Annotated in this window: 14 protein-coding genes; all 14 read right to left on the reverse strand. The window is 69.6% G+C overall.

What is annotated here, in order from left to right; translation table 11 throughout:
• Window positions 1-137: 137 nt before the first annotated feature.
• Window positions 138-608, reverse strand: a complete 471-nt coding sequence (locus tag JWR81_RS27890; protein WP_297659334.1) for a DUF2550 domain-containing protein — start codon at window positions 606-608, stop codon at window positions 138-140.
• A gap of 11 nt (window positions 609-619) precedes the next feature.
• The gene (locus JWR81_RS27895; RefSeq protein WP_297659336.1) at window positions 620-1,003 is read right to left on the reverse strand and encodes a F0F1 ATP synthase subunit epsilon; all 384 of its coding nucleotides are present in this window, start codon (window positions 1,001-1,003) and stop codon (window positions 620-622) included.
• Window positions 1,004-1,033: 30 nt separating this feature from the next.
• Window positions 1,034-2,467 (reverse strand): F0F1 ATP synthase subunit beta, encoded by a 1,434-nt coding sequence (gene atpD, locus JWR81_RS27900; protein WP_297659338.1) that lies wholly within the window; start codon window positions 2,465-2,467, stop codon window positions 1,034-1,036.
• Window positions 2,467-3,435 carry a F0F1 ATP synthase subunit gamma gene (locus JWR81_RS27905; protein ID WP_297659344.1) on the reverse strand — a complete coding sequence of 323 codons (969 nt, stop codon included), beginning with the start codon at window positions 3,433-3,435 and terminating at the stop codon, window positions 2,467-2,469. Before JWR81_RS27905 ends, atpD begins: the two co-directional genes overlap by 1 nt.
• 16 nt (window positions 3,436-3,451) lie before the next feature.
• A complete protein-coding gene (gene atpA, locus JWR81_RS27910; protein WP_297659346.1) occupies window positions 3,452-5,101 on the reverse strand; it encodes a F0F1 ATP synthase subunit alpha in 1,650 nt (549 codons plus the stop codon).
• 60 nt (window positions 5,102-5,161) lie between these two features.
• Entirely contained in the window at window positions 5,162-5,992 is an 831-nt protein-coding gene (locus tag JWR81_RS27915) for a F0F1 ATP synthase subunit delta (protein WP_297659348.1), read from the reverse strand.
• Window positions 5,992-6,516 carry a F0F1 ATP synthase subunit B gene (gene atpF / locus JWR81_RS27920; RefSeq protein WP_297659350.1) on the reverse strand — a complete coding sequence of 175 codons (525 nt, stop codon included), beginning with the start codon at window positions 6,514-6,516 and terminating at the stop codon, window positions 5,992-5,994. Before atpF ends, JWR81_RS27915 begins: the two co-directional genes overlap by 1 nt.
• Window positions 6,516-7,058 (reverse strand): F0F1 ATP synthase subunit B, encoded by a 543-nt coding sequence (locus JWR81_RS27925; RefSeq protein ID WP_297659352.1) that lies wholly within the window; start codon window positions 7,056-7,058, stop codon window positions 6,516-6,518. Before JWR81_RS27925 ends, atpF begins: the two co-directional genes overlap by 1 nt.
• Window positions 7,059-7,068: 10 nt before the next feature.
• Entirely contained in the window at window positions 7,069-7,344 is a 276-nt protein-coding gene (atpE, locus tag JWR81_RS27930) for an ATP synthase F0 subunit C (protein WP_297659354.1), read from the reverse strand.
• Window positions 7,345-7,429: 85 nt separating this feature from the next.
• Complete coding sequence (atpB, locus tag JWR81_RS27935; protein WP_297659356.1) at window positions 7,430-8,164, reverse strand: F0F1 ATP synthase subunit A; 735 nt, start codon at window positions 8,162-8,164, stop codon at window positions 7,430-7,432.
• Between the two features lie 10 nt (window positions 8,165-8,174).
• Window positions 8,175-8,576: a hypothetical protein gene (locus tag JWR81_RS27940; RefSeq protein WP_297659358.1), complete on the reverse strand. Its 402-nt coding sequence runs from the start codon at window positions 8,574-8,576 to the stop codon at window positions 8,175-8,177.
• A gap of 34 nt (window positions 8,577-8,610) precedes the next feature.
• On the reverse strand, window positions 8,611-8,811 hold the full coding sequence (locus tag JWR81_RS27945; RefSeq protein WP_297659360.1) for an AtpZ/AtpI family protein: 201 nt from the start codon (window positions 8,809-8,811) through the stop codon (window positions 8,611-8,613).
• 258 nt (window positions 8,812-9,069) lie between these two features.
• Window positions 9,070-10,242 (reverse strand): glycosyltransferase family 4 protein, encoded by a 1,173-nt coding sequence (locus tag JWR81_RS27950; RefSeq protein ID WP_297659362.1) that lies wholly within the window; start codon window positions 10,240-10,242, stop codon window positions 9,070-9,072.
• Window positions 10,243-10,291: 49 nt separating this feature from the next.
• Window positions 10,292-11,584, reverse strand: coding sequence for a serine hydroxymethyltransferase (glyA, locus tag JWR81_RS27955; RefSeq protein WP_297659364.1), 1,293 nt, complete (start codon window positions 11,582-11,584; stop codon window positions 10,292-10,294).
• Window positions 11,585-11,664 lie beyond the last annotated feature (80 nt).

An 11,664-nucleotide genomic window follows, 5' to 3' on the forward strand; every position in this document is an offset into this window, starting at 1 on the left:
CGACCGCCTGCGTCGAACACATCCTGGCCTGGTCAGACTGGCGCCGACACCGACAACACCAAGCGCGAACCTGCCACTACCGACGCCGCGGACAACGACCACCAGACTGAGTGCCGTTGCAGTACTAGGAGCCCGCCTCAGGAGGCCTGGCGGTACCCCGTGCCGTGCCCGGGCGGGGTGGCCTCCAGCCAGGACAGGAACCCCGTCAGCACGCCGGGAGCCATCGCGAGCTCCAGGTCGGAACCGTCCGTGCGGCAGTGCAGCACCGAGGCCGCATGCGGGATCGCGTACGCCTCGGCGGCCAGCGGCGCCCGGCGGTCGACGATCTCCACCTGCGTGCGGTCGAGCACCACCGTCGGGCCGGGCCGGAACGACGTCAGCCGGTACCAGGCCAGCTCGTTGCCCCGGTAGCGGCCGACCCCGAAGTGCCAGCCCGCGGTGACGTCCCTGGGCCCGAAACGGGACCCGGACGCCGAAACGGGGCGGCGGCGCAGACAGACGTCCACTCCACCGCCCCGCATGAGGCGTACCCGCCGAAAGGCGAGGTATCCGAGGCACAGGCAGGCGACCAGCAGCAGGATGCCGACGACGGAGGCCGTTACTCCCACTGCCGACCCGGCTACTCAGCCGCGCCGGCGGCTCTCAGCCGCGCCTGGGCGCGGGCGGCGGCCGCCGCACCCTCGGGCTCGGAGTCGTCGGCGCGGTCCAGCGCCGACTTCGCCCGGGCCACGTCGATCTCCGTCGACACCTCGGCGGACTCCGCCAGGATCGTCACGCTCTCGGGCGTGACGTGGAGGAAGCCGCCGTGCACCGCCGCCGTGACGGAGTTGCCGTCCGTGCCGTCGACGCGCACGACACCCGCCTCCTCCAACTGCGCGAGCGTGTACTCGTGCCCCGGCAGGATGCCGATCTCACCCAGGGTGGTGCGGGCGAGGACGAAGGTGGCCTCTCCGGACCAGATCCGTCGCTCGACCGCAACCAGCTCGACCGTCATCTCCGCCAACGCGCACTCCTTCGTCGAGCGTGTGCCATGTCAGCCCTCGAGCCGCTTCTTGTTCTTCTCGAGGTCCTCGAGGCCGCCGCAGAGGAAGAACGCCTGCTCCGGGTAGGAGTCGAAGTCGCCCTTCGCGATGCGGTCGAAGGCCTCGATGGTCTCCTTCAGCGGCACCGTGGAGCCCGGCTGCCCGGTGAACTGCTCGGCGACCAACAGGTTCTGCGAGAGGAAGCGCTCGATGCGACGCGCCCGGCCGACCAGCTGCCGGTCCTCCTCGGAGAGCTCGTCGATACCGAGGATGGCGATGATGTCCTGCAGGTCCTGGTACTTCTGGAGGATCCGCTTGACCTCGTTGGCGACGCGGAAGTGCTCCTCGCCGACGTACTGCGGGTCGAGGATCCGCGAGGTGGAGGTCAGCGGGTCGACCGCGGGGTAGATGCCCTTCTGCGAGATGGGGCGGGAGAGCTCCGTCGTCGCATCCAGGTGGGCGAACGTGGTGGCCGGCGCGGGGTCGGTGTAGTCGTCCGCGGGCACGTAGATCGCCTGCATCGAGGTGATCGAGCGACCACGCGTGGAGGTGATGCGCTCCTGCAGCTCGCCCATCTCGTCGGCCAGGGTGGGCTGGTACCCCACCGCGGACGGCATACGGCCGAGCAGCGTGGAGACCTCGGAACCCGCCTGCGTGAACCGGAAGATGTTGTCGATGAACAGCAGCACGTCCTGGCCGGCGACGTCACGGAAGTACTCCGCCATCGTCAGCGCCGAGAGGGCGACGCGCATACGCGTGCCAGGCGGCTCGTCCATCTGGCCGAACACCAGCGCCGTGTCGGCGATGACGCCGGCCTCCGTCATCTCCGTGATGAGGTCGTTACCCTCACGGGTGCGCTCACCGACACCGGCGAACACCGACGTACCACCGAAGTTCTTGGCGACACGGGTGATCATCTCCTGGATGAGCACCGTCTTGCCGACGCCGGCACCGCCGAACAGGCCGATCTTGCCGCCGACCACGTAGGGGGTCATCAGGTCGAGCACCTTGATGCCGGTCTCCAGCATCTCGGTCTTGCCCTCGAGCTGGTCGAACGGCGGCGCCGTGCGGTGGATGCCCCACAGGTCCCCGGTGATCTCCAGGTCGGGCTTGTCCAGGCACTCGCCGAGTGCGTTGAACACGTGGCCCTTGACCTGGTCGCCGACCGGGACGGAGATCGGACGGCCGAGGTCGGTGACCTCCTGGCCGCGGACCAGGCCGTCGGTGGGCTGCATCGAGATCGTGCGCACCACGTTGTCGCCCAGGTGCTGGGCGATCTCGAGCGTCAGCGTCTTCGCCAGGTCGCCGAAGGCGACGTCGACGTGCAGGGCGTTGTAGAGCTCCGGCACCTGGTTGCGCGGGAACTCCACGTCGACGACCGGGCCGGTGACCCGGACGACCCGGCCAACCCTGGTCTGGGTGCCTGAATCAGCGGTGGCGGTCATCAGTTCTCACTTCCTGCGCTCACGAGAGCGTCGGCGCCACCGACGATCTCACTGATCTCCTGGGTGATCTGTGCCTGACGTGCCTGGTTGCTCTGCAGTGTCAGAGTACGGATCAATTCGTTCGCGTTGTCGGTGGCGGCCTTCATGGCCCGCTGCCGGTTGGCCGATTCCGAGGCCGCCGACTCCAGCAGCGCCGCGAACAGCCGGGCGCCGATGTACTTCGGCAGCAGGGCGTCGAAGAGCGTCTCGGCGTCGGGCTCGAACTCGTAGAGCGGCTTGACCTCGGCGGAGGAGGCCTCCTCCGCCGGGCTGTCGGCGTACTCGACCTCCATGGGCGCCATCCGCCGCGCCTGCGGCGTCTGGGTGACCATGTTCTTGAACTGCGTGTAGACGAGGTGCAGCTCGTCGACCGACTCGACCTTCTCGGCGGGCGCACCGGCCGCGTCCGCGGCCTCGTCGGTGTCCCGCTCGCCGGCGCCCGCCATGAACGCGGCCACGAGCGTGCGGGCCGCCTCGGAGGCGTGCGCGTACGTGGGCTGCTCGGAGAAGCCGGACCACGCCGCGGCGACCTCCCGCCTGCGGAACCGGTAGTACGAGATGCCCTTGCGGCCGATGACGTAGAGCACCGGCTCCTTGCCCTGCTCGCGGAGCATGGACTGGAGCTGCTCGGCCTCGCGCAGCACGTTGGCGTTGTAGCCACCGCACTGGCCGCGGTCGCTGGTGACCACCAGCACCGCGGCCCGCCTCGGCTGCTCCCGCTCGACGAGCAACGGGTGGTCGAGCGCCGAGTTGCTGGCCAGCTCGGTGAGCATGGCCGTCATCTGCTCGGCGTAGGGCTTGGCCTCCTCGACCCGCGCCCGGGCCTTGACGATCCGGGACGTGGCGATGAGCTCCATCGCCCGGGTGATCTTCTTGATGGACTGCGTCGACTTGATCCGCCGCCGCAGCACGCGAATCTGTGCCGCCATGGGTTCGCCTGTCCGATCAGCTCGTGGCCGGGGCCGGCTTGTTGACCTTGACGGTCTCCTGGTCGACCTCGTCGTCGTCGAGGGCCTTGGCGTCGGCCTCCTTCGGCACCACCGAGGAGCCGTCGGACGCCGTGAAGCCCTTCTTGAACTCGGCGGTGATCCTCTCGAGCTGCTCGACGGTCTCGTCGGTGAGCTGGCCCGTGTCGCGGATCGCGGCGAGCACGCCCTGGTGGTTGCGGCGCACGAAGTCCAGGAACTCGGACTCGAAACGCTTGACGTCGGCCACCGGGACGGAGTCGAGCTTGCCCGTGGTGCCCAGCCAGAGGGAGATGACCTGCTCCTCCATCGGCTGCGGCTGGTACTGGCCCTGCTTGAGCAGCTCGACCAGCCGGCTGCCGCGACCAAGGGCGCGCGCGGAGGCATCGTCCAGGTCGGAGCCGAACGCCGCGAAGGCCTCCAGCTCGCGGTACTGCGAGAGGTCCAGGCGCAGCGACCCGGACACCTGCTTCATCGCCTTGACCTTGGCCGCACCACCGACGCGGGAGACCGAGATACCGACGTTGATCGCCGGCCGGACGCCCTGGTTGAACAGGTCGGACTCGAGGAAGACCTGACCGTCGGTGATGGAGATGACGTTGGTCGGGATGTACGCCGACACGTCGTTGGCCTTGGTCTCGATGATCGGCAGACCGGTCATCGAGCCCGCGCCCAGCTCGTCCGACAGCTTCGCGCAGCGCTCCAGCAGGCGGGAGTGCAAGTAGAAGACGTCGCCGGGGTACGCCTCGCGGCCCGGCGGGCGGCGCAGCAGCAGCGAGATGGCGCGGTACGCCTCGGCCTGCTTGGACAGGTCGTCGAACACGATGAGGACGTGCTTGCCCTGGTACATCCAGTGCTGGCCGACCGCCGAGCCGGTGTACGGGGCGAGCCACTTGAAGCCCGCGGGGTCGGAGGCGGGAGCCGCGACGATCGTCGTGTACTCCAGCGCGCCGGCGTCCTCCAGCGACTGCCGGATGCCGGCGATCGTGGAGCCCTTCTGGCCGATGGCGACGTAGATGCAGCGGACCTGCTTCTTCGGGTCGCCGCTCGCCCAGTTCTGCTTCTGGTTGATGATCGTGTCGACGCAGACGGCGGTCTTCCCCGTCTTGCGGTCGCCGATGATGAGCTGGCGCTGGCCGCGGCCGATCGGCGTCATGGCGTCGATGGCCTTGATGCCGGTCTGCAGTGGCTCACTCACGCTCTGCCGCTGGACCACGGAGGCGGCCTGCAGCTCGAGCACGCGCTGGGTCTCGGCCTCGATGTCGCCGAGCCCGTCGATCGGGGCGCCCAGGGGGTCGATGACCCGGCCGAGGAAGTTGTCGCCGACCGGCACCGAGAGGATGTTGCCGGTGCGGCGCACCTGCTGGCCCTCCTCGATCCCGCCGTACGGGCCGAGGATGACCGAGCCGATCTCGCGCTGGTCGAGGTTGAGCGCCACCCCGAGCACGCCGCCGGAGAACTCCAGCAGCTCGTTGGTCATGACCGAGGGCAGGCCCTCGACGTGGGCGATGCCGTCACCCGTGTCGTAGACGGTGCCCACCTCCTCGCGGGAGGTCTCGGTCTCCAGCGACGAGACGTAGCTGGAGATCGCACTCCGGATCTCCTCCGAGGAGATCGTCAGCTCTGTCATGCTGTCGTCTTTCCTTCTCTGGTAGTGCGATCGACGTCGCGGGCGGTCATGGGTGGCAGCTCAGCCGGGCAGCCGGCGGCGGGCCGCGGCGAGCTTGCCGGACACGCTGCCGTCGATCAGCTCGCCGCCGACCTGGACGACGAGACCGCCGAGCAGGGAGGGATCGAGCTCGACCTGCAACGAGATCGGCCGGTTGTAGAGCCTGGACAAGGAGTCGGCGAGCCGCTGCTCCTGCTCCGCCGTCAGCCGCACCGGGGTGCGAACGTGCGCGACGTAGCGGTCCCGGCGGGCGGCCGCGAGCTCGGAGAGCTCCTCGGCGGCCACGTCGAGGTTGCGGCCCCGGGGCGTGCGGACGGTCTGCTCGAGCAGGGTCTCGGTGACCGGGGAGACCTTGCCGCCCAGCACCGAGCGGAGCAGCTCGACGCGCTTGTCGGCCGGGGTGTTCTGGTCGGCGAGCAGCGATCCGAGCTGCGGCTCGCGGTCGAGGATGCGCCCGAAGCGGAACAGCTCGTCCTCGACCCTCTCGAGGGTGCCGTCCTTCTCCGCGACGCCCAGCGTGGCCCGGCGGGCCAGCACCTCGAGCGCCTCCAGCAGGTCACCGGTCCGCGACCAGCGCGAGGACACGAGGTCCGACACGAGGTCGAGCGCGGGCCGGCTGATCTTGCCGTTGAAGAGGCGGTCGGCGAGGGCCGAGCGCGCCGCCGCGGGCGTGGCCGGATCGGCGAGCGCCCGCCGGAGCCCGGGCTCCTCCGACAGCAGCCGCAGCACGGCGAACAGGTCGTCGCCGAGCCGCGCGAGGTCACTCGCCGACGCGCTGTCGATGTAGGAGTCGAGCCGGTCAGCCGCCTCGGCGAGCGCGTCGCGGCTGGCGGACTGCAGCATCTGCGCCATCAGATCGCCCCTCCTCCGACAGGCGCGGCCTGCCGGCTGTCGGTGCCGCGAGCCGGCAGCTGGTCGATGTCGTTCAGGAAGCCGTCGACCGTGGTGCTCCTGCGCTTCTCATCGGACAGCTGATCGACGACGATGCGCTCGGCGAGCTGCATCGCCTGCGCACCCAGCTCGGAACGGAGCTGCCGCACGACCTGGTCGCGCTCGGCGGCGAGCTGCTCCTCCCCGCGCTGCTTGATCCGCTCGACCTCGGCCTCGGCCTGCTCCTTGAGCTCCTCGCGGATGCTGAGGGCGTCGGCGCGGGCGTCGTCGCGGATGCGGGCGGCCTCGTTGCGGGCCTCGGCCACCGCCGAGTCGTAGCGCTGCTGCGCCTCCGCGAGCTTGCGCTCGGCCTCGGCGGCGTCGTCGACCTGCTGCTGCACCACGTTCTGCCGATCGGCCACCATCTTCTTCACGAGCGGCCAGACGAACCTGTACAGCACGAGAATGATGATGACGAAGCCGACGAGTTCAGCGATGATCTCCATCAGGGCTTCCCTCCTGCGGTCGAGGGCTCCTCGAGCCCGGCCAGGAACTGCTCGACCGTGGTCCGGTGCGGCCCGTCCTCGCCCATCGGGGTGCCGAGCACCCGACCGGCGAGCTGCGTGGAGAGCCCACCGATCTCGGTACGCAGCTCCGCGACCGAGCGCGCACGCTGGGCCGCGAGCTCCTCCTCGCCACGGGCGCGGATCTGCTCGACCTGGCGGTCGGTCTCGGCCCGCATCTCCTCGCGGATGCGCTGCGCGTCGAGGCGGGCCTCGTCGCGGATCGCCGCCGCCTCGGCACGGGCCTCGGCGAGCGCCGAGTCGTAGCGCTCCTCGGCCTGCTTGAGCTTGCGCACCGCGTTGTCGCGGTCCTCGATCTGCTTCTTGACCATCTCGTCCCGCTCGGCCATCGCCTTGGTCAGCGGCGGCACGATGAAGCGGTAGAAGACGAACAGAACGGCCAGGAAGATCAGGAAGACGACGATGATCGTGGCGTTGGGCAGCAGGAAGTTGTTGGACGCCGCCGCCTCCACCGTTGTCGTCATGGCGTCTCGCTCAGCTCGCGCCGGTGACGAACACGAACAGGGCCATGAACGCCAGGTTGATGAAGTACATGCCCTCGACCAGACCGATGATCAGGAACATGGTGGTGTTCAGGCGGCCGGCCGCCTCCGGCTGGCGCGCGACACCCTGAATGACCGCGGAACCGGCCAGACCGTCGCCGACCGCCGCGCCGATGGCGCCGCCGCCGAGCGCCAGGCCACCACCGACCATCGCCAGGCCGAGGGTCAGGTTGCCCGAGATCCCCTGGGCCGCCTGTGCCAGAACCATTGCACTCATGTCTCTCCTCGTTCTTTCCCGCGCCAGGCGGTGCTCCGCATGGCACACATCGTGGTTGGGGTGGGCGTCGAAGCGGCTAGTGCGCCGCCTCCTCCTCGCTGCCCACGGCCTCACTGAAGTAGATCAGGGTCAGCAGCGTGAAGATCAGCGCCTGGATGACGCCGATGAACATGTCGAACAGCTTCCAGACCGCGTTCGGGGCCCAGAGGATGTAGACCGGCATGAGTCCGATGACGGCGACCATGATCCCGCCGGCGAAGATGTTGCCGAACAGCCGCAGCGCCAGCGACAGCGGGCGTGCGAAGTACTGGGTGATGAACTCGATCGGCGCGAGGAAGGCGTAGGGCTTCGTGAAGTGCCCGAAGTACGCCTTCGCCCCGCGCCTGCGGATGCCCGCCACGTTGACCCAGATGATGACCAGCAGCGCCAGTGGGTAGACGAGGTTGACGTCCGAGGTGGGCGGCGGGACGTAGTGCTCGGACGGCAGCGCGGCCAGCCAGTTGCAGGTCAGGATGAAGGCGAAGAGCGTGATGCACAGGCCGACGACACCACGCGGGGCTCGGAGCCCCATGCCCTCCTTGACCTGGCCCTGCACCCAGCTCGCGAGGGCCTCGAACGCGACCTGCAGCCCCGACGGCTTGCCCTTCGTGGCGCCACGGGCCATGTAGAGGCCAAGGCCGCACACGATCACGCCGGCGACGAGCGTGCCGATGATGGTGTCGATGTTGAACGTCAGGCCCAGGAACTCGACGGTGGAGTGTGCGCCCGGGGTGATGCTGCCTCCCTCGGCAGCGAGGACGAGAACGGTCATCCCAGATCGATCATTTCTGTCGGATCTCCTTGATCAGCGGCAGCATCGAGCTCACGATCGCGAGGAACTGGAACAGCGCCAGTCCGGCGAAGACGGCGATCCCGGCCGGGCGGAAGAAGTAGGCGCAGGCGAGGGCCAGCACCGTGATGACGGCCAGCCGGCCCAGCACGGAACCGGAGAACCGGGCCTTGGACGGTCGGGTGTTGGCGAAGTTCGCCACCGCCCGCATCACGGCCCAGGAGTTCAGCGTGCCGAGCGCGACGCCGACGGCCAGGAACAGGCCGTACAGGCCGAGCCCGGTGGCCACCAGCACCACCACCGCGACGGCGGTGACCACCACGGCCATCCGAGCGGAACGGCGGAACGTGGCCCGGGTGACGGGCGGTGTGTAGGGCGAGGCGCCTGCTACCACGGCCGTCTCACCTCGATCACTGGAAACCCCTGAATCACGAGAACCTCTTGAACTGCTTGTAGACGTAGGCGGAAGCGGCTACCACGCCAAGGGCCAGACCAACCATGGCGAAAGCCGGGAATGTGCCGAACGGAAGATCGACCAACCAGCCGAGCCCGAATCCGGCGACGACACAGAGGGCTAGAGTGAGGCCCATCGAGAGCAGATCACCGAGCTCGGGCCCGCTGCTGTCCACCCTGCTCGGCTCAGTGGATCCGGGCCAGGAGACGCTTTGCCCGGGTGTGAGCGTTCAAGAGCAACTCCTCGCCTCGACACTGGAAGCGGTTCGACCCCGGGCCACCCACAAGGAGTAACCCAACGGGACAAACCAGGCCGGTCACCGGCCCGTGTCACGGACGCTACCACAGGGTCACACGGCTTCCACGCACGCCCTGACCTGCGAGAAAGAGACGTAACCCAGGTCACTCCGTGCTAGTTGTCCGATTTTATTTGATCATGGAACGGGCTGCCGGGCACGCGCCGTGTCCGCCCGGCGGCGAGCCCGGGGCACTACGGATGCCAGCACGGCGAGCAGCAGCCCGATCCCCACCGCCCACAGAACGATGAACGGGTCCTCGATGAGCGAGAGCGCCACTGCGCCGAACGCCAGCACACCCGCCCACAGGTAGATCAGCAGCACGGCGCGCCGGTGGCTGTGCCCGATCTCCAGCAGCCTGTGGTGCAGGTGCATCTTGTCCGGCGCGAACGGGCTCATGCCCTTGCGTGTGCGCCGGACGACGGCCATGAGCAGGTCCAGCACCGGGATGAACACCACCGACGCCAGCACGATGAGCGGCGCGAACAGCGCCAGCGCGTTGAACGCCTGCGTGTCGCCCAGCGGGGTCTTGCCCGACTCGCTCGTGGTGGCGGCGGCGAGCAGCAGGCCGATGAGCATCGAGCCGGAGTCGCCCATGAAGATCCGGGCCGGGTTGAAGTTGTGCGGCAGGAAGCCCAGGCAGGCCCCGCCCAGCACGGCCGCGATGAGTGCCGGCGAGTAGTACGACGGGTCGTTGCCCACCTTGACGATCAGCCCGACCGCGAACGCCCCGCTGGCCACGGCGGAGATCATCCCGATGCCGGCAGCGAGCCCGTCGAGCCCGTCGACGAAGTTCATCGCGTTCACCAGCGCCACGGTCAGCAGCACCGTGAGCAGCAGCCCCTGCTCCTGCCCGAGCACCAGGAAGTTGCCCTGGCCGGTGCCGCCCCACGGCACCCACAGCGACACCCACTGCACGCCGAAGATGATCAGAACGCCCGCGGCCATGACCTGACCGGCGAACTTCGTCAGAGCGTCCAGGTCGTACCGGTCGTCCAGCGCGCCGACGATCGCCAGCACCACGGCCGCGAGCATCACGCCGACGACCTCGTTCGAGTAGTCGAACGCCAGCCGCAGCGCCGGCAGCTGGAACGCCATCAGCACGCCGCAGAGCACCCCGCCGAGCATGGCCAGGCCGCCCCAGCGCGGGGTCGGGGTGACGTGCACGTCCCGGCCCCGGGGCCAGGCGACCGCACCGAGCTTCAGCGCGAGCATCCGGACGGGCCCGACCAGCAGGAACGTGACGACCGCGGCCGTCAGCCCGGCGAGCAGGAACTCCCGGTACGGGACCACCAGCACGGACTGGGCCACGGGGTCGATGGCGGGCCTCCGGTGAAGGAGCGGCGAGACGTACGGGCGGTCAGGGCCGGGGGTAGGCGGGCGCGCGCGACACCAGCGTGCCGACGGCCTCGGCCACCGCCGCGAGCTCGGCGTCGCCTGCCGGGGTGCCGTGCTCGGCCTTGACCGCACGGGCCAGCAGCGACGCGATCTCGGCCATGTCCGACTCGACCATGCCCTGTGTGGTGACGCTCGGGGACCCGACGCGCAGCCCGGACGGCTTCATCGGCGGGGCCGGGTCGTACGGGATGGCGTTCTTGTTGAGCGTGATGCGGGCGAGCCCGGAGCGCTCCTCGGCCTCGGCGCCGGTGACGCCGATCGGCCGCAGGTCCAGCAGCGCGAGGTGGGTGTCGGTGCCGCCCGAGACGGCGCGCATGCCCTCGGCCTCGAGGCCCTTCGCCAGCGCCTGCGCGTTGGAGATCACCTGGGTGGCGTACGCCTGGTACTCCGGCTGCGCCGCCTCGCGCATGGCCACGGCCTTGGCCGCGACGGCGTGCATGAGCGGACCGCCCTGGGAGAACGGGAACACGGCCTTGTCGATGGCCTTCGCGTGCTCCTCGCGAGCGAGGATCATGCCGCCGCGCGGGCCGCGCAGCACCTTGTGCGTGGTGGCCGTGACCACGTCGGCGAACGGCACCGGCGACGGGATGGCCTTGCCTGCGACAAGGCCGATGAAGTGCGCGGCGTCGACCATGAGCTTGGCGCCGACCTCGTCGGCGATCTCGCGGAAGGTCTTGAAGTCGATCAGGCGCGGGTACGCGGTGGCGCCGGCGATGATCATCTTCGGCCGGTGCTCGCGGGCCAGGTCGCGGACCTGGTCGTAGTCGATCAGCTCGGTGTCCTGGCGGACGGTGTAGCTCACGGCGTTGAACCACTTGCCGGAGAAGCTGACCTTGGAGCCGTGGGTGAGGTGACCACCCTGCTTGAGGTCCATGGCGAGCACGGTGTCGCCGGGCTGGGTGAAGGCGGCGTAGACGGCGAAGTTGGCCGACGCGCCGGAGTGCGGCTGCAGGTTGACGTGCTCGGCGCCGAAGAGCTCCTTCGTGCGCGCGTTGCCGATCTCCTCGGCGCGGTCGACGACCTCGCAGCCGCCGTAGTAGCGCTTGCCCGGGTAGCCCTCGGCGTACTTGTTCGACAGCGTCGAGCCGAGCGCGGCGAGCACCGCCGGGCTCGTGAGGTTCTCACTGGCGATGAGCTGCAGCCCCCCGCGGAGGCGCTCCAGCTCATCGAGCACCACTCCCGCGATCTCGGGGTCCTGGTGGTTCAGCGCGTCGAAGTCCGGGCCCCAGAACGGGGTGCTCTGCTCAGCCGTCACGATGGGCCACGGTACCCGCTGCACCTGCGCGTTCCGCGCCCGCCGTGGTCAGCCTCGCAGTGTGACCGGGAAGAACGGCT

Origin of the sequence: Pseudonocardia sp. (genome assembly GCF_025965585.1) — a bacterium.
GTDB lineage: Bacteria > Actinomycetota > Actinomycetes > Mycobacteriales > Pseudonocardiaceae > Pseudonocardia.

Coding starts and splice junctions, on each gene's coding strand:
- atpD (WP_297659338.1), bottom strand. CDS start 2,467: ATGACCGCCACCGCTGATTCAGGCACCCAGACCAGGGTTGGCCGGGTC.
- JWR81_RS27905 (WP_297659344.1), bottom strand. CDS start 3,435: ATGGCGGCACAGATTCGCGTGCTGCGGCGGCGGATCAAGTCGACGCAG.
- atpA (WP_297659346.1), bottom strand. CDS start 5,101: ATGACAGAGCTGACGATCTCCTCGGAGGAGATCCGGAGTGCGATCTCC.
- JWR81_RS27915 (WP_297659348.1), bottom strand. CDS start 5,992: ATGGCGCAGATGCTGCAGTCCGCCAGCCGCGACGCGCTCGCCGAGGCG.
- atpF (WP_297659350.1), bottom strand. CDS start 6,516: ATGGAGATCATCGCTGAACTCGTCGGCTTCGTCATCATCATTCTCGTG.
- JWR81_RS27925 (WP_297659352.1), bottom strand. CDS start 7,058: ATGACGACAACGGTGGAGGCGGCGGCGTCCAACAACTTCCTGCTGCCC.
- atpE (WP_297659354.1), bottom strand. CDS start 7,344: ATGGTTCTGGCACAGGCGGCCCAGGGGATCTCGGGCAACCTGACCCTC.
- atpB (WP_297659356.1), bottom strand. CDS start 8,164: ATGACCGTTCTCGTCCTCGCTGCCGAGGGAGGCAGCATCACCCCGGGC.